Here is a 15,679-nt window from a genome sequence, read left to right as displayed (position 1 = left end):
TCAGGCGACTGATCGTGCGGCCGGGTCGGCGCACAGTTCGAGAATGGCGGGGGCCAGGCGATGCAGCGGCAGTTGCCGCTCCACCGCACCTAGTTCGAAGGCGGCCTTGGGCATGCCGTAGACGACGCACGACGCCTCGTCCTGGCCCAGGGTGCGGCCGCCAGCCTGGCGCATGGCCAGCAGACCCCTGGCGCCGTCACGGCCCATGCCGGTCAGGATGACCCCCGTCATCGGGCGCTTCAGCCGCACGACGGAGTCGAACATCACATCGACCGAGGGGCGGTGGCCGTTGACCGGCTCGCCGGCCGTCAGGCGACAGCGCGGGACGACGCCGGGCGAGACCTCCAGGTGGGTCGCCCCGCCGGGGGCCAGATAGACATGGCCGGGCCTCAGCGGCGCCCCGTCCACGGCCTCGCTCACGCTCGGGGCGCAGACGCGGTCCAAACGGGCGGCGAAGCTGGCGGTGAAGGTCGCCGGCATGTGCTGGGTAACGACGGTGGCGGGACAGTCGGCGGGAAAGCCGCCCAGCACGGTCAGCAGGGCCTCGACCCCGCCGGTGGACGAGCCGATGGCCAGGACGTGGTCGGACGCGGGGCGATAGGCCTGGGGCGCCTTCGCGGCGGCGGGCGCGTCGCCGCGGGCGCGGACGCGCGAACGGGCGGCGGTCTTCACCTTGCCGATCAGCTCCTGGAAGGCGCCGACGCTGGCGAGCGCCGGCTTGGCCACCGCGTCCACCGCGCCGATCTCCAGCGCCGCCAGGGTCACGTCGGTCCCGGCCGCCGTCAGGGTCGAGACCATGACCACCGGCATGGGCCGCAGACGCATGATCTTTTCCAGGAACTCCAGCCCGTTCATATTGGGCATTTCGACGTCGAGGGTGACGACGTCGGGGTTCAGGGCCTTGATGGCAGCGCGCGCCTCGATGGGATCGGCGGCCGTCCCCACGACCTCGATCTCGGGGTCGGCCCTCAGGGCGGCCGAGATCAGGCCGCGCATGGTCAGGCTGTCGTCGACCACCAGGACGCGCACGGGGGTCATGCGGCCCCCAGGCGATAGGCGGTCAGGCCGGCGGTGCGCAGCTGGGCGGCGGCCGGGCCGGAAACGCGCTCGGAATGGCCGATGTAGAGGGTGGCGCCAGGCGTCATCAGGGGAATGAACCGCTTCCACACCCGCTCCTGGGTCGCGTCGTCGAAATAGATGACCACGTTGCGGCAGAAGACGACGTCGAACCGGCCCTTCATCGGCCAGTCGCCGATCAGGTTCAGTTCGCGAAAGGCGACCAGACGTTGCAGTTGGGGTCCGGCGGTCCACTGGCCGCGATCCGCGCGGTCGAAGTATTTGCGCCACAGGGCTGGGGGCGCAGGCTCCAGCGCCTCTTCGGAATAGGTCCCGTCGCGGCCCTGGGCGACCATGTTGGGGTCGATGTCGGTGGCCAGGATGCGCACGTCCAGATCCGCCGCTTCGGGCAGGACAGACAGGACGGTCAGGGCCATCGAATAGGGCTCCTGCCCGTTCGAGCAGGCGGCCGACCACAGACGCACGCGCCCGCCGGCGCGGGCGCGCGCGGCCAGGGCGGGCATCACCCGGTCGCGCAGGTCGTCGAAATGATGCGGCTCGCGGTAGAAGCGGGTGACGTTCGTCGTCAGGGCCGCCGTCATCTTCTGGCGCTCGTCCACGCCGTCCACGCCCTGAACCAGGGCGCAGTATTCGCGGAAGCTGTTCAGGCCCAGGGTGCGCAGGCGCTTGGCCAGACGCGAATAGACCAGGGCGGCCTTGCCCTCGTTCAGGGCGATGCCGGCGTGGGCGTGCAGCATTTCGGCGATGTGGCGGAAATCATCGGCTGTGAAGACGAATTCGCCTTCGACGAGGGATCCGCGGCCCGCGACGGCGGTCATGCGGCTTCGGCCTCGACCTGCGGCAGGATGTGGTCCAGTTCGATCAGGCTGATCATGCGCCCGTCGATGGAGAAGATGCCCTTGACGAAGGTCTTCACGCTTTCGCTGGCCACGTCGGGCGTGGGCTGCACGGCGGCGGCGCTCATCTGCAGGATGTCGGACACGGCGTCGACAAGCAGCCCCACCATCCGGCCCCCGATATGGGCGACCATGATGACGTGCCGCGCCGTCGGCTCGGAGGTTTGCAGACCGAACCGCGCGCCCAGGTCGATGATGGGCAGGACGGCGCCGCGCAGATTGATGACCCCCTTCATATAGCCGGGCGAGCGCGGCAGGGGCGTCGCGGGCGTCCAACCCCTGATCTCGCGCACCGACATGATGTCGACGCAGAATTCCTGGGCGCCGATGCGGAAGGCGATCAGTTCGCGCTGGGTGTCTTCGGCTTCGTTCATGGTTTAGCTCGCAAGCTTGAGGTCGGGGCGGGCCGCCTTGCGGCGCATGTCGCTGACAAGGACGTCGACGTCGAGGATCAGGGCCACGCGGCCGTCGCCCAGGATGGTGGCGGCGGCGACGCCTTCGACCTGCCGATAGTTGGTCTCCAGGCTCTTGATCACGACCTGGCGCTGGCCCTGGATGGCGTCGAACAGCAGGGCCGCCTGCTGGCCGCCCTCGGTCTCGACCACCACGGCGACGCCGCCGGTCGGGTCGATGGCGGTCTCGCTGAAACCCATCGTCAGGGCCACGTCGATCAGCGGCAGGAAGCGGTCGCGGAACCGGATGACCGGATCGACCCCCCCCACGCGATGCAGGTCGATGGCCTGGGGAGTCAGGCTCTCGACGATGGCCGGCAGCGGCGCGATCAGCGTCTGCCCGGCGGCGGCGACCACCATGCCGTCCATCACCGCCAGGGTCAGCGGCAGGCTGAGGGTGAAGGTCGATCCCTCGCCCGGAACCGAGCCGATGGCGATGCGGCCCCCCAGGGCCTGGATCGAGCGTTTGACCACGTCCATGCCGACGCCCCGGCCCGAGATGTCGGACACCGCAGCGGCGGTGGAGAAACCCGGCAGGAAGATCAGATTATCGATCTGCTCGTCGGCCAGCACGGCGTCGGCCGCGATCAGACCCTTGTCCACGGCGATCTTTCGTACGCGCTCGCGATCGATGCCCCGGCCGTCGTCGGCGATCTCGATGACGATGCGGCCCGAACGGTGCAGGGCGGCCAGGCGCACGGTCCCCTCGGCCGGCTTGCCTGCGGCGATCCGTTCATCGGGCGTCTCCAACCCGTGGTCGATGGCGTTGCGCAGCATATGGGTGATGGGTTCGGCCAGGCGTTCGACCACCGTCTTGTCGACCTCGGTGTCCTCGCCCGCCGTGACCAGACGGACCTGTTTGGCGGTCATGTCGGCGACCTCGCGCACAAGGCGCGGCATCCGCTGGAACACCGACTTCACCGGCTGGGCGCGGATGGCCATGACGCTGTCCTGGATCTCGCGCGTCAGAAGCTCCAGATCCTCCAGGCCCAGGGCGACGCCGGAGGACCGGGCCAGGCCGCTTTCCAGCACGCGCTGGGACAGCATGGCCTGCTGGATCACCAGTTCGCCCACGACGTTGATCAGACGATCCACCCGGTCCAGATCGACGCGGATCGTCACCGGCGCGGCGACGGGGGGCGCAGCGACGGCGGGCGGGGCGACGGGGGGCGGGGCGACGGGGGGCGGGGCGGGAGACGCGGCGACGGGCGCGGGCGTCTGGAGGGGCGGCGTCTGGAACGGCGGGGCGGCGGACGGTTCGGGCGTGGCGGCGACTTCGGCGACGGCGCTGGAGGCGCGGGCCAGCAGGGCGGCGATGTCCAGTTCGTCTTCGGCGGCAGAAACCTCGGCGAGGGCCAGGGCCGGTTCCGACGCGCCGCCCAGCGGGCTGATCGTCAGTTCGCAGTCGCTTTCGACGAAATCGAACACCTCGCGCACGGCGGCCTCCTCCACCGGGGCCGCCAGGTCGACGGTCCAGGTCAGACAGCCTTCCTCGACCGCCAGGGCGTCCAGGGTCGGCACGGCGCTGTCGTCCAGCACGACCTCGAGCGGACCCAGCCGTCCCAGTTCGCGCAGCAGAAGGCCGGTCTCGTTGGCGTTGGCGTACATCCGGCCCGTCGGCCTGAACACGACGCGCCAGCCGGTCGGCGCGGCGTCCACAGGTGCGGGCGCGACGGCCTCGTCCAGCGCCATGTCGAAGGCCATGGGGGTGAAGCCGAAATCGTCGTCCTCGTCCTCCATGGCGGGCGGCGCCTCGCCGCCGTGCGTCAGGGCTTCCAGTTCGGCGACCAAGGCGGCCGAGCGCGCCTCGTCCACCGGCGGAATCAGGCCCTGGGCGGCCTGGATGTGGTCGGCCAGCAGGTCGGAGGCGCGCAGCAGGGTCTTGACCGTGACGGCGTCGCAGGGTTTGCGGCCCGCGCGCAGTTCGTCCATCAAGGTCTCGAACACATGGGCGAACCGGACCAGGGCCTCCAGCCCGAACGCCCCCGCCCCGCCCTTGACCGAATGGACGGCGCGGAAGACGGCGTTGATCGTCTCCATGTCGGTCTGGCCCTGTTCCAGCAGCATCAGCTTGGCTTCCAGGTCCGCGAGCAGTTCGTCGCACTCCTGGAAGAAGGTGGCTTTGATGGATTCGAAGGCGTCCATGCGACGGGTCCGGCGGGCTTTGGCGGTCAGGCGGCGACGCGGCGAACGGCGTCGACCAGCTTTGCGGGGTCGAAGGGTTTGACGATCCAGCCGGTGGCCCCGGCGGCGCGCGCGCGCGCCTTCTTGTCCGCGTCGCTTTCGGTGGTCAGGACCAGGACAGGCGTGGCGCGATGGTTCGGATCGGCGCGCACGCCCTCGATCACGCCGAAGCCGTCCATGCGCGGCATGTTGATGTCGGTGATGACGACGTCGGCGCCGCGCGCGGCCAGGGTCTCCAGTCCCTCCACCCCGTCCACGGCCTGGATGACGGTAAAGCCCGCATCTTCCAGCGCCAGCAGGAGCATGTCGCGCATGGTGCGCGAATCGTCGATCGTCAGAACGGTCTTGGTCACGCCGCAGCCCCCTCGGTGATCCGCCCGGGCGCGCCGAAGGCCGCCCATTGTTCGCGCCAAGCCTGCGACACAGAACCTAACCTCAGGTTGACGCCATCGGCGTCCCAGGTGCGGGCGGCCGCCAGCAGGACCTGCAGGCACAGCCCCCCCAGCCGCTGGACGCCGGACGCATCCAGCATCAGGTCCCGGCCCCGGCGGGCCAGGAGTTCGGCCTTCAGCGGCGCGGCCGCCTTCAGGTCCAGTATGTCGGGCAGGATCAGGGTCTCGGCCATCAGAACTCCTCCCATCCGTCTTCTATGGGAGCGGGTTGCGGCTTCAGGGCGGCGCCGCCGCGACCCAGGGTCCTCAGGGCCGCGACCATGCGATGGGTCGGACGGGAGGCCGATGCGGGGGCGGCAGGCGCACGTGCGGCGACATGGGCGGCGGCGGGGGCTGCCGGCTGGCCCGCGCCGACGCGGAACCGGGCGACCGAGGCCTCGAGGCCTTCCGCCTCCTGGGCCAGGGAGTGGCTGGCGGCGGTCGACTGTTCGACCATCGCGGCGTTCTGCTGCGTCACCTGGTCCATCTGGTTCACCGCCGTATTGACCTGGGCCAGGCCCACGGCCTGTTCCTGGGCCGACGCGGCGATTTCGGCGACGAGGCTGTCGATCTCGGCCACCCGGTCCACGATCCGCCGAAGGGCCTCGCCGGTCTCGCCCACCAGTTTGACGCCAGCGCCGACCTGGCCGGTCGAGGCCGAGATCAGGGTCTTGATCTCCTTGGCCGCCTCGGCCGAGCGCTGGGCCAGGGCGCGCACCTCGGAGGCGACCACGGCGAAGCCGCGGCCGGCGTCCCCGGCGCGGGCCGCCTCGACCCCCGCGTTCAGGGCCAGCAGATTGGTCTGGAAGGCGATCTCGTCGATGACGCCGATGATCTGGCCGATCTGGGACGAGGAGGTCTCGATGGCCGTCATGGCCGACACGGCGTCGCGAACCACCACGCCGCTCTTTTCGGCGTCGCCGCGCGCGGCCTGGACCACGTCGGAGGCCTGGCGCGCGCCCATGGCGGTCTTGTTCACCGTGGCGGTGATCTGATCCAGGGCGGCGGCGGTCTCTTCCAGGCTGGCGGCCTGCTGCTCCGTGCGCCGCGACAGGTCGTCGGCCGCCTGACTGATCTCGCCCGCGCCCGAGCGGATGCCCGCCACATTGGCCGCCACCACCGCCACCGCCTGCTGAAGCTGGGCGATCGCGGCGTTGAAGTCGGCCTTCAACTGCGCGGCCTTGGGCGCGAACTCCGCCTCGATCCGATGCGTCAGGTCGCCATTGGCCATGGCCGAAAGCCCTTGAGCCAAGGCCTGGATCGCCACGCGGTCCGCCTCGGCCTCGCGCGCCTTTTCCGCCTCGCTGGCGGCGCGCTCCTGCTCGCTCGACGAACGCTGGGCGGCGGCCTCCTGCTCGACCCGAAGCTTGTCGACGGCGGCGTCGCGGAAGGCGACGATGGCCTGGCCCATCTTGCCGAACTCGTCCTTGCGGTCGGCCCCGACGATCTGGATGGCCGTGTCGCCGGCCATCAGCCTCTGCATATGGCCGATCATGACGAAGATCGGGCGGACGATGGCGCGGGTGGTCACGAAGCCGACGGCGAGAGCCATCACAAGGGCGGCGGCCAGCCCGACGAAGACGCCGATCAGGGCGGTGCGCGACGCGCTCTCCTGCGCCTCGCGCGCGGCTTCGAGGGCGACCGCGTTGGAGGCCTTGATCTCGTCCACGGCGGCTTCCAGCGCGCCCATGTGGACGTCGGCGGCGCCCGCACGGCCGACCATCCCGACGGCTTCGGCGGCGCGTCCCGCGCGCATCAGTTCGGCGCTGCCCTGCGCGACGTCCCTGTACCAGACGGCGTTCGCCGCGATCGCCTTGTCGATCGGCGCGGCGCGGTCGGCGGGCAGATCGGCCTTCAGCGCCTGCATCGCCTCCAGGAATTTGGCGCGGTGTGCGTCGACCCGCTCGATATAATAGGGATCCTGCGACAGCAGATAGCCGCGCAGGGCGTTCTCCTGGCGGGCGATGTAGAATTCGGCCGTGGCGGTGTCGCGGTTGGCCTTGTTCTCGACGCTGCGCCGATCGCCGGCGGCCTCCAGCCGCATCACGCTGGACAGGACCACCACGCCCATCACGGCGATGGCCGCGAGCACCAGGCCGAAGGCCACGAACAGCTTTCGGCCGACCGGCATGTTCTCGATAAACTTCAACTCGCATCCCCCGATTGGCGCGTCATTCAGAGCGAATAGGCCACGGCCCCGAAACGCCGGCGGGCCGCGGTCGCTGACGGCGGGATTATGCGTCCCAAGGATGAGGCGATGATTAATGCGATCGGCGAAGCCGACGGCCGCCGTCCGAAACGCGAAAAGACACGGCGAGAAGAAGCGTCTCGGCGCCGCTTGAGCCGACGGGGAATCGTCGCCACCTTAGCCCGGTCATGAGCGACCGCTCCGCAGGCCTGGCTCCCTCCCGCGTCACCGCGGTCCTGGGGCCCACCAACACCGGCAAGACCCATCTGGCGGTCGAGCGGATGCTGGGTCACGCCTCGGGCATGATCGGCCTGCCGCTGCGGCTTCTGGCGCGCGAAATCTACGAGCGGATCGTGCGCCAGCGCGGGGCCTCAGCGGTCGCCCTGATCACCGGCGAGGAGAAGATCGTCCCGCCTCGCCCCCACTATTTCGTCTGCACCGTCGAGGCCATGCCGCTGGAGCGGTCGGTCGAGTTCCTGGCCATCGACGAGATCCAGCTGGTCGCCGACCCCGAACGCGGCCACGTCTTCACCCAGCGGCTGCTGCACGCGCGCGGCCGGTTCGAGACAATGTTCCTGGGCGCCGGGACCATGGAGCCGCTGATCCGCCGCCTTGTCCCGGACGTGGAGATCGTGACGCGGGATCGGCTGTCCACCCTGTCCTACGCCGGGTCCAAGAAGCTGACGCGCCTGCCCCGCCGCAGCGCCATCGTCGCCTTCTCGACCGAGCGGGTCTACGCCATCGCCGAACTGATCCGGCGCCAGAGGGGCGGGGCGGCCGTGGTGATGGGCAGTCTGTCGCCGCGCACCCGCAACGCCCAGGTGGCCCTGTATCAGTCGGGCGAGGTGGACTTCCTGGTCGCCACCGACGCCATCGGCATGGGGCTGAACATGGACGTGGACCATGTCGCCTTCGCGGGCCTTCGCAAGTTCGACGGGCGGCGGACCCGCTGGCTGCACGCCCACGAGATCGGCCAGATCGCCGGGCGGGCCGGCCGCCACCTGCGCGACGGAACCTTCGGCGTCACGGCCGAGGCGGAGGATCTGGACCCCGATCTGGTCGAACAGGTGGTCGAACACCGTTTCGATCCGGTCGAGGCGGCGGAGTGGAGGAACGCCCGGCTGGACTTCGACACCCTGCCCGACCTGTTGCGGTCCTTGACGGTGACGCCCCAGCGTTCGGGACTGAGCCTGACCGCCGAGGCGCTGGACGAGACCCTGCTGCGCCGCCTGATCAAGGACGAGGCGATCGCCCGGATCGGCCGGTCGCGCGGGGCGGTGATGCGGCTGTGGGAAGCCTGCCAGCTGCCCGACTTCCAGAAGACGACGCTGGACGAGCACGCGCGCCTGGCCAAGGACGTCTTCACCGCCCTGACCGGAAAGCGCGGACGGCTGGCCGACGACTGGATGGCGCCGCGCTTCGCCGAGGTCGATCGCGACGACGGCCAGATCGACCAGTTGTCGGCGCGGCTGTCGGCGGTGCGCACCCTGTCCTACATCGCCAACCGTCCCGACTGGGTCCACGACGCCAAGGGCTGGCGCGACAAGACCCGCGCGCTGGAGGACCGGCTGTCGGACGTGCTGCACGAACGTTTGACCGCGCGCTTCGTCGACCGCCGGACGACGGCCCTGATGCGCGCCCTGAACGTGCGCGAGGACGCCTTTGCGGGCGTGGCGGACGACGGCGAGGTCACGGTCGAGGGTCAGGTCGTCGGCCAGCTGGAGGGCGTGCGCTTCCAGATGGAGAAGGGATCGTCGGCGCTGGAGGACCGCACCCTGCGCCAGGCCGCCGTGCGCGCCGTGACGCCCGAGATCAACCGGCGGCTGGGGCGGCTGGCGGCCGAGGCGGACGACGCCTTTTCGGTCGCGCCGGACGGGGCGGTGCTGTGGCGCGGCGTGCTGACGGCGCAGATCATGGCCACGCCGCAGGGCGCCGATCCCTTCTCGCCGTCCGTCCGGCTGCTGGGCGAACTGGGGCCGACGCCGGCGCGCGAGCGGGCCAGGCGGCGCATCGAGGCCTGGCTGGCGACCGAGGCCGGCCGGGCGCTGCGCGATCTGCGTCGCCTGCGCCAGGCGGTGGAGACCGGCGCCCTGAAGGGCCTGCCGCGCGGGATCGCCTTCCGCCTGATCGAGGCCGGGGGCCTGATCGACCGGCGCGAGGTGGAGCGCGACCTGGCGGCGCTCAGCCAGGTCGAGCGGCGCACGCTGAAGACCTTCGCCATCCGCGTCGGCGTCCATTCGGTGTGGCTGCCGGGCCTGCAGAAGCCCCGCGCGCGGCATTTCGCCCAAGCCTTCGTCGCCGCCCCCCTGATCCCGGCCACGCCCGATCCGATTTCCGCGCCGGCCGAACCGCCCTCGGCGCGCCTGTTGGCGGCGCACGGCCTGCGCCAGGCGGGGCGCTGGCTGATCTCCGTCGATGCGCTGGAGAAGATGGCCGCGCTGCGCGGGGCCAGTCACGGCCGGCTGTCCGAAGAGGCCCTGACCGATCTGGGCTGGAGCGCCGATCAGGCGAAACAGATCGTCGCCGCCCTGAAGACCGAGCGCGCCCGCCGGCCCGACAGGCCGGGCGCGGCGCCCCGGCCGGTGAAGGATTCGCCCTTCGCGGCCCTGGCCGTGCTGACGGCGCCGCCCGCCCGCGCCAAACGCCGCCGCTCCCGCCGAAAGGCGAAGGTTTGAGCGAGGACGCCTGCCGCATCGACATCTGGCTGTGGCGCGCGCGGTTCGTGAAGACGCGGGGACTGGCCGCCGATCTGGTCGAACGCGGCGCGGTGCGGTTGACGCATCATGGGCGCGAGACGCGGCTGGACAAGGCCAGCCGCTGCGTTCACGTCGGCGACCTGCTGACCTTCGCCCGGGACGGGCGCGTCACCAGCCTGCGCGTGGAAGCCTTGGGAGACAGGCGCGGACCCGCCGAGGAGGCCCGCGCCCTCTACGCCCTTACGTCTTGAGGGCGCGATCTGCGCGAAAGCGCGACAGCCCTACTTTTGAATCACGAACTCGCCTTCGATGTGCAGCTTCACCTCGTCGGACACGGCCGGCAGGGCGTAGTTGATGCCGAAGTCCGAACGCTTGATGGTGGCTTCACCGTCGAAGCCGGCCTTGTAGGCGCCCATGACCGTTCCGGCGGCGTTGAACTCGACCTCGATGGTGACGGGCTTGGTCACGCCCTTCAGCGTCAGGTCGCCGACCACGGTCGCCTCGTTGGGGTCGGACGGATCGACCGTGACCGAACGCGACACGAAGGTCGCCGTGGGGTGGTTGGCGGTGTCGAAGAAGTCGGCCGTCTGCAGGTGACGCTTCAGCGCCTCGTCGTTCGGCGCCACGTCGGTCAGCGGGATGGTGGCCGTCAGGGTCGAGGCCGACGGATTGGCCGGGTCCAGCTTCAGCTGGGCCTTCACGTTCACGAACTGGCCCGTATAGGTCGACAGGCCGAAGTGATCGACCGACCAGGTGATCTTGCCGTGGCTGGATTCCAGTTCGTAGTCGCCGGCGGTGACTTCGGCCGGGTTCTTGGTCAGGGCGGCCTGGGCGACCACGGCCCCGCCGGCGGCGAGGCTGAGGGCCAGGGCGCCGGCCAGGGCGTATTTCATGAAGGGCGTGCGCATGGGATGTCCTTTGAAGGAAGATAGATATGCAATCAACACAGTTGCGATTAAGCCTGACGGTTGTCAAGTCTCGACACGGCGAGTTTGAGAACGTCTCTCGGCTTAAGCCCCGCTGTTGACAGTTGGTTGCGTGGCCGCCATGTCGCAGGCCTCCCGCCCACAGTTCGACGCCCGCTCTTCGCCCAATGACCTACATCGTCACCGACGCCTGCGTGAAATGTAAGTTCATGGACTGCGTCGAGGTGTGTCCGGTGGACTGCTTCTACGAAGGCGAGAACTTCCTGGTCATCGCGCCCGACGAATGCATCGACTGCGGCGTGTGCGAGCCGGAATGCCCGGTCGACGCCATCGTGCCCGACACCGAGGACGAGCCGGACGGCAAGTGGCTGCAGATCAACGCCGAATACGCCAAGGTCTGGCCCAACATCACCGTCAAGGGCACGCCCCCCGCCGATCGCGAACAGTACGAACGCGAGACCGGGAAATACGAGAAATACTTCAGCCCCAAACCGGGCAAGGGGTCCTGAACCCCGGCCACGCCGCGACCAAGCCTTGCCGCAAGTCCACGTCCGCCTTGTGGACGTTTTGAAATTCCGCAGATTTGTGATAGGTTCTGTTTCATTGGATCGGGCGGTCCGCGAAACCTTCGCGCCGCCCGTGTTTGCGACAGAATCCCGCCCATGGACGGGATCGGCCAGAGGTTTGGTGATCCGTTTCCGCATTTGACGCCCAGCATTGTCCGACCGACGGCGCGATCCGGCGGGCGAGACCCTGTTGGCGTTCGACGCGCCTTCGCTTCGCCCGTCCCTGACCGGGAAAGGACGAATATGACGAGCAAGACTGGTCTGGAGTTCAAGGTTGGCGACGCGGTCGTCTATCCCGCGCACGGCGTCGGCAAGGTGGCGGCGATCGAGACGCAGGAAGTCGCCGGCATGTCGCTGGAAGTCTATGTCGTGACCTTCGACCACGAGAAGATGACCCTGCGCGTCCCGACCAAGAAGGCCGTGACGGCGGGCCTGCGCTCGCTGGCCGCCGACGATGTCGTGACCAAGGCCCTGACCACGCTGAAGGGCCGCGCCCGCATCAAGCGCACCATGTGGTCGCGCCGCGCCCAGGAATACGAGGCCAAGATCAACTCGGGCGACCTGATCTCCATCGCCGAGGTGGTCCGCGACCTGCACCGCGCCGACACCCAGCCGGAACAGTCCTATTCGGAGCGCCAGCTCTATGAATCGGCCCTGGACCGCATGGCGCGCGAAGTCGCCGCCGCCAACAAGATCGACAAGGACGCCGCCGTCGAACTGCTGGCCAAGTCCCTAAGCGCCAAGAAGCCGATCCCGACCGCCGAAGCGGCCTGAGGTCGAGGCGAAACCGACGAAAGGCCCCGGAGCGATCCGGGGCCTTTTCGTTTGACCGACATCAAGGCGCGACCGGCGCCGTTCTGGCTCCCTGCCTACCGAAGGAGCCGATCATGACCGACGCCGCCGAAGCCCAGGACCAGCCGCTGGGGTTTCATCACATCCGTCTGGAACTGGCGCGCGAGCCCGGCCATCCCCAAGGCGACGCCGAGATCGGCTACGACATCCTGGCGCCGCTGGACGACGAACGCCGGCTGAACGCCGCCATCTGGCGCGCGGCGCCCGAGCGGTGCCGCGTCAGGCGGTTTTTCCACGGGGCGACCATGACCTTCGGGCGGCTGCGCCACGCCGCTCCCGACCGCTGGTTCCTGGATTTCGAGCCGGGGCAGGCCGACGATGTTCGCGGCTTCCGCCTGGCGGACGAGCGGTTCCGGGTCGGCGAATATGTCAGCCTGACCCAGGGCGCCGACACCCAGACCTATGTCGTCGCCCGGGCCGAACCCGTCTAATCCTCCTGGGCCTCAGAAATACTGGGCGTTCGCCGGGCACTGGGCGCTGAGGCGGCGCGCGGTGATGCTGGCGGGAATATAGGGGGTGCCGCGCACCAGCTGGGCGCCGCCGCGGAAGCTGAAGCTGGTGTCGGCATAGGTCCCGTTCAGGCGCACGGCGATGCGGCGGCCCTTGCGGTCCTGGCAGGTCCCCTCGAACCGGGCGTTGCCGTTCCCGACCGCGCGCGTCGGATAGGTGCAGCGCCACCTGTTGGTCGACAGGCCGCCGAAGAAGCGATTGATCTCGCTGGGACGCACGCACCGCTGTTCGGTGTCGCGCTGGCCCAGGGCGCTGGTGGTGTATTCCCAATAGCCGGGCAGGACTTCGGACTGGGCGGGGGTCTGGGCGGGCGCCAGGGCCGGGGCGGCCAGCATGACGCCGCCGGCCATCACCGGGGCCAGGACGGCGAGCGCCCTCTTGGGCAGGCGGTCGATCAGCGACGGACGGGACATGGCGGCCTTCTGTTCAGCGGAGGTGTTCATGATATGGGTCATAGCGAGGCGATTTGAACGAGGCCTGAACGGCGATGTTCCCCGGATTGCGCCCCATCGACGAAGGATCGGCCGTTCCGGTCCAGACTCGACTTGACGCCGAACCGCCTCTTCCCTTATACGGCCCCTCTCGCGCGGGCTGGTTCCCGCGCGCAACTGTTTCATGCGTCTGCTCCCACGGTTGGGGGCGAACGCCGCACCTTAAGGATCTGACGATGTCGCGTCGTTGCGAACTCACCGGTATCGGCCCGATGGTCGGCCATAACGTGAGCCACTCGAACATCAAGACCAAGCGCCGCTTCCTGCCGTCGCTGAAGACGGTCAAGGTCACTTCGGACGCCTTGGGCCAGACCTTCAGCCTGCGCATCTCGAACGCCGCCCTGCGCACCCTGGACTTCAAGGGCGGCCTGGACGCCTTCATCGTCAAGGCCCGCGACGAGCAGCTGTCGATCGCCGCCCAGCGCATCAAGCGCCAGGTTCGCGCCAAGCTGGCTGAGCAGGCCGCCGCCTAAGCTGCGACGCTATTCTTATTCTGGAAAGGCCGGTGGAAACGCCGGCCTTTTTCTTTGCGCGCCGTCCTGGCCGCGCTAGCCTTGTCGCCAGACCGAAGGGGAAAGTCCGATGCGCATCAAGGCCCTGTTCGCCGCCGCCAGCCTCACGGCCCTGACCGCCCTGACGGCTTGCGCGACCGCGCCCCGGCCGCCGGCCCCGACGGCGCGCGAATCGACCGGCTTCACCCTGGCCACCGACCAGCCGCTCACGCCTGAACAGAGGGCGATGCGGTTCGACAAGGCCGATCTGGCGATCAGGATCATTCCCGCCGACAAGGCCATCGACGCCGTCGCCGTGCTGGACTTCACCGCGACGGCCCCGCTGGACCGGCTGGCGGTCGAGCTGGATACGCTTTTGACCATCTCCTCGGTGAAGGTGGACGGGGTCGAGGTTCCCGCCGACCGCTGGTCCAACCCGGAGGGGCGGCTGACGGTCGCCCTGCCCCGCCCGCTGGCGGCCGGACAGAAGACCGCCCTGCGCATCGCCTACGCCGGCCAGCCGCGCGTGGCGCCCCGCGCCCCATGGGACGGCGGCTTCGTCTGGTCCACGGCGCCGACGGGCGAACCCTGGATCGCCACGGCCGTCCAGGGCGAGGGCTGCGACATCTTCTGGCCCTGCATCGACAGCCCGCACGGCGAGCCGGGCCGGGTCGACCTGCACATCACCGTGCCGTCCGACCTGTCGGCGCCGTCCAACGGCCGTTTCCTGGGCAAGGTCGATCACGGCGACGGCTGGACCACCTGGAACTGGTCGGCGAAATCGCCCAACACCTACGCTATCGCCCTGAACGTCGGTCCCTATGAAGAGGTCGCGGGCGAATATCGCAGCCGCTTCGGCAACACGATCCCCATGGCCTACTGGCATCTGAAGTCGGACGCGCCGGAACAGGTCCAGGCCCTGTTCGCCCAGTTCCCGAAAATGCTGGACTTCTTCGAGGCCACAGTCGGCCCCTATCCCTTCGGCGACGAGAAGATGGGGGTGGTGGAGACGCCGCACCTGGGCATGGAGCACCAGACCATCAACGCCTATGGCAACGGCTACAAGATCGACGGCCGGGGCTACGACTGGCTGTTGCAGCACGAGTTCGCCCACGAATGGTTCGGCAACCAGCTGACCAACCAGAACGCCGACGACATGTGGCTTCACGAAGGCCTGGGCAGCTACATGCAGCCGCTCTATGCGCGCTGGCTGCTGGGCGACCGCTACATGCAGCGCGAACTGGCCAATCAGCGCGAAGGGCTGATCAACAAATTTCCCGTCGTCTCGGGCGCGCCCAAGACCGAGGACGAGGTCTACAAGGGCGACGTCGGACCGGGCGCCGACATCTATTCCAAGGGCTCGCTGATCAGCCATTCCCTGCGCATGCTGATCGGGGACGCGGCGTTCCACGAGGCGCTGACGCGGCTGGTCTATGGGCGGCCCGATCCGAGGCCCGGCGCCTTCGCCCCGCTGTATCGTTCGACCGGCGACTTTCTGGAGATCGTCAACACCGTCACGGGCCAGGATTACGGCTGGTTCTTCCGCGGCTATCTCTACAACGCGGCCCTGCCGGTGCTGAACCAGACGGTGGAGGATGGGGTGCTGCGGCTGGACTGGACGACCGGCGACGGGGCGGCCTTCCCCATGCCGGTGGAGGTCGAGATCGACGGCCGCGTCCAAACGGTGGCCATGACGGGCGGCCGGGGGTCGATCCCGGTTCCGGCCGGCGCCCATGTCCTGATCGACCCGCAGAACAAGGTGCTGCGCCAGATGGACGTGATCGACGCCCTCCAAGCCTACAAGGCGGCCCGCGCAAAGGCTGGGTAGCCGCTCATCCCGGGAAAGCGGGGCCTCGCGTTCTGGCGTTCAAACGCAGACAGAAGGTCCGCGCCTCGCCTCGCACAGGAACTGGACCTCG

The 15,679-nt window shown here is 69.4% G+C and carries 16 protein-coding genes; 7 read left to right on the top strand and 9 right to left on the bottom strand.

Annotated elements, in window-relative coordinates; translation table 11 throughout:
* From AC0L6G_RS15190 to AC0L6G_RS15160, 7 genes are read right to left on the bottom strand one after another with little or no spacing between them, the layout of a single operon-like run.
* Positions 1-1,038: a protein-glutamate methylesterase/protein-glutamine glutaminase gene (locus AC0L6G_RS15190; protein WP_473252565.1), complete on the bottom strand. Its 1,038-nt coding sequence runs from the start codon at positions 1,036-1,038 to the stop codon at positions 1-3.
* The gene (locus AC0L6G_RS15185; protein WP_473252564.1) at positions 1,035-1,895 is read right to left on the bottom strand and encodes a CheR family methyltransferase; all 861 of its coding nucleotides are present in this window, start codon (positions 1,893-1,895) and stop codon (positions 1,035-1,037) included. The genes AC0L6G_RS15190 and AC0L6G_RS15185 overlap by 4 nt, the downstream gene beginning before the upstream one ends.
* The gene (locus AC0L6G_RS15180; RefSeq protein WP_293828837.1) at positions 1,892-2,347 is read right to left on the bottom strand and encodes a chemotaxis protein CheW; all 456 of its coding nucleotides are present in this window, start codon (positions 2,345-2,347) and stop codon (positions 1,892-1,894) included. Before AC0L6G_RS15180 ends, AC0L6G_RS15185 begins: the two co-directional genes overlap by 4 nt.
* A gap of 3 nt (positions 2,348-2,350) precedes the next feature.
* The gene (locus tag AC0L6G_RS15175) at positions 2,351-4,570 is read right to left on the bottom strand and encodes a chemotaxis protein CheA (RefSeq protein ID WP_473252563.1); all 2,220 of its coding nucleotides are present in this window, start codon (positions 4,568-4,570) and stop codon (positions 2,351-2,353) included.
* 26 nt (positions 4,571-4,596) lie between these two features.
* A complete protein-coding gene (locus AC0L6G_RS15170) occupies positions 4,597-4,962 on the bottom strand; it encodes a response regulator (RefSeq protein ID WP_473252562.1) in 366 nt (121 codons plus the stop codon).
* Complete coding sequence (locus tag AC0L6G_RS15165) at positions 4,959-5,234, bottom strand: STAS domain-containing protein (protein ID WP_291538418.1); 276 nt, start codon at positions 5,232-5,234, stop codon at positions 4,959-4,961. The genes AC0L6G_RS15170 and AC0L6G_RS15165 overlap by 4 nt, the downstream gene beginning before the upstream one ends.
* The gene (locus AC0L6G_RS15160; protein WP_473253261.1) at positions 5,234-7,171 is read right to left on the bottom strand and encodes a methyl-accepting chemotaxis protein; all 1,938 of its coding nucleotides are present in this window, start codon (positions 7,169-7,171) and stop codon (positions 5,234-5,236) included. The genes AC0L6G_RS15165 and AC0L6G_RS15160 overlap by 1 nt, the downstream gene beginning before the upstream one ends.
* A gap of 245 nt (positions 7,172-7,416) precedes the next feature.
* On the opposite strand from AC0L6G_RS15160, the gene AC0L6G_RS15155 reads away from it, so the two are divergent.
* Both AC0L6G_RS15155 and AC0L6G_RS15150 read left to right on the top strand, forming a co-directional pair.
* The gene (locus AC0L6G_RS15155) at positions 7,417-9,903 is read left to right on the top strand and encodes a helicase-related protein (RefSeq protein ID WP_293825292.1); all 2,487 of its coding nucleotides are present in this window, start codon (positions 7,417-7,419) and stop codon (positions 9,901-9,903) included.
* Complete coding sequence (locus AC0L6G_RS15150) at positions 9,900-10,175, top strand: RNA-binding S4 domain-containing protein (protein ID WP_291538422.1); 276 nt, start codon at positions 9,900-9,902, stop codon at positions 10,173-10,175. Before AC0L6G_RS15155 ends, AC0L6G_RS15150 begins: the two co-directional genes overlap by 4 nt.
* Before the next feature lie 30 nt (positions 10,176-10,205).
* Here the strand turns inward: AC0L6G_RS15150 and AC0L6G_RS15145 are convergent, their stop codons facing one another.
* A complete protein-coding gene (locus AC0L6G_RS15145; protein WP_473252558.1) occupies positions 10,206-10,832 on the bottom strand; it encodes a YceI family protein in 627 nt (208 codons plus the stop codon).
* 185 nt (positions 10,833-11,017) lie between these two features.
* Here AC0L6G_RS15145 and fdxA point away from each other — a divergent pair, with 185 nt between their 5' ends.
* The 3 genes from fdxA to AC0L6G_RS15130 all read left to right on the top strand — a co-directional run bounded on the left by fdxA (position 11,018) and on the right by AC0L6G_RS15130 (position 12,699).
* Positions 11,018-11,359, top strand: coding sequence for a ferredoxin FdxA (gene fdxA, locus AC0L6G_RS15140; protein ID WP_291538428.1), 342 nt, complete (start codon positions 11,018-11,020; stop codon positions 11,357-11,359).
* A gap of 300 nt (positions 11,360-11,659) precedes the next feature.
* Complete coding sequence (locus AC0L6G_RS15135) at positions 11,660-12,190, top strand: CarD family transcriptional regulator (protein ID WP_055753908.1); 531 nt, start codon at positions 11,660-11,662, stop codon at positions 12,188-12,190.
* A gap of 113 nt (positions 12,191-12,303) precedes the next feature.
* Entirely contained in the window at positions 12,304-12,699 is a 396-nt protein-coding gene (locus tag AC0L6G_RS15130; protein WP_291538444.1) for a hypothetical protein, read from the top strand.
* Between the two features lie 12 nt (positions 12,700-12,711).
* Here the strand turns inward: AC0L6G_RS15130 and AC0L6G_RS15125 are convergent, their stop codons facing one another.
* A complete protein-coding gene (locus AC0L6G_RS15125; RefSeq protein ID WP_293825284.1) occupies positions 12,712-13,221 on the bottom strand; it encodes a DUF3617 domain-containing protein in 510 nt (169 codons plus the stop codon).
* 224 nt (positions 13,222-13,445) lie between these two features.
* Between AC0L6G_RS15125 and rpmB the strand changes: the two genes are divergently transcribed.
* Together rpmB and AC0L6G_RS15115 are read left to right on the top strand one after the other, a co-directional pair.
* Entirely contained in the window at positions 13,446-13,742 is a 297-nt protein-coding gene (gene rpmB, locus AC0L6G_RS15120; RefSeq protein WP_291538448.1) for a 50S ribosomal protein L28, read from the top strand.
* Between the two features lie 109 nt (positions 13,743-13,851).
* On the top strand, positions 13,852-15,588 hold the full coding sequence (locus AC0L6G_RS15115) for a M1 family metallopeptidase (protein WP_293825282.1): 1,737 nt from the start codon (positions 13,852-13,854) through the stop codon (positions 15,586-15,588).
* The last annotated feature ends 91 nt before the right edge of the window (positions 15,589-15,679 follow it).

The sequence above is a fragment of the Brevundimonas sp. D3-1P genome (assembly GCF_055809335.1).
The sequence above is the reverse complement of the archived record's forward strand: the minus strand, read 5'-3'. Positions and strand labels throughout refer to the sequence as shown.

Excerpts from the sequence above, each read along its gene's own strand:
- AC0L6G_RS15175 (WP_473252563.1), bottom strand. The coding sequence starts at position 4,570 with ATGGACGCCTTCGAATCCATCAAAGCCACCTTCTTCCAGGAGTGCGAC.
- AC0L6G_RS15155 (WP_293825292.1), top strand. The coding sequence starts at position 7,417 with ATGAGCGACCGCTCCGCAGGCCTGGCTCCCTCCCGCGTCACCGCGGTC.
- AC0L6G_RS15185 (WP_473252564.1), bottom strand. The coding sequence starts at position 1,895 with ATGACCGCCGTCGCGGGCCGCGGATCCCTCGTCGAAGGCGAATTCGTC.
- AC0L6G_RS15145 (WP_473252558.1), bottom strand. The coding sequence starts at position 10,832 with ATGCGCACGCCCTTCATGAAATACGCCCTGGCCGGCGCCCTGGCCCTC.
- AC0L6G_RS15165 (WP_291538418.1), bottom strand. The coding sequence starts at position 5,234 with ATGGCCGAGACCCTGATCCTGCCCGACATACTGGACCTGAAGGCGGCC.
- fdxA (WP_291538428.1), top strand. The coding sequence starts at position 11,018 with ATGACCTACATCGTCACCGACGCCTGCGTGAAATGTAAGTTCATGGAC.
- AC0L6G_RS15130 (WP_291538444.1), top strand. The coding sequence starts at position 12,304 with ATGACCGACGCCGCCGAAGCCCAGGACCAGCCGCTGGGGTTTCATCAC.
- AC0L6G_RS15160 (WP_473253261.1), bottom strand. The coding sequence starts at position 7,171 with ATGCCGGTCGGCCGAAAGCTGTTCGTGGCCTTCGGCCTGGTGCTCGCG.
- rpmB (WP_291538448.1), top strand. The coding sequence starts at position 13,446 with ATGTCGCGTCGTTGCGAACTCACCGGTATCGGCCCGATGGTCGGCCAT.
- AC0L6G_RS15125 (WP_293825284.1), bottom strand. The coding sequence starts at position 13,221 with ATGAACACCTCCGCTGAACAGAAGGCCGCCATGTCCCGTCCGTCGCTG.
- AC0L6G_RS15115 (WP_293825282.1), top strand. The coding sequence starts at position 13,852 with ATGCGCATCAAGGCCCTGTTCGCCGCCGCCAGCCTCACGGCCCTGACC.
- AC0L6G_RS15135 (WP_055753908.1), top strand. The coding sequence starts at position 11,660 with ATGACGAGCAAGACTGGTCTGGAGTTCAAGGTTGGCGACGCGGTCGTC.
- AC0L6G_RS15190 (WP_473252565.1), bottom strand. The coding sequence starts at position 1,038 with ATGACCCCCGTGCGCGTCCTGGTGGTCGACGACAGCCTGACCATGCGC.
- AC0L6G_RS15180 (WP_293828837.1), bottom strand. The coding sequence starts at position 2,347 with ATGAACGAAGCCGAAGACACCCAGCGCGAACTGATCGCCTTCCGCATC.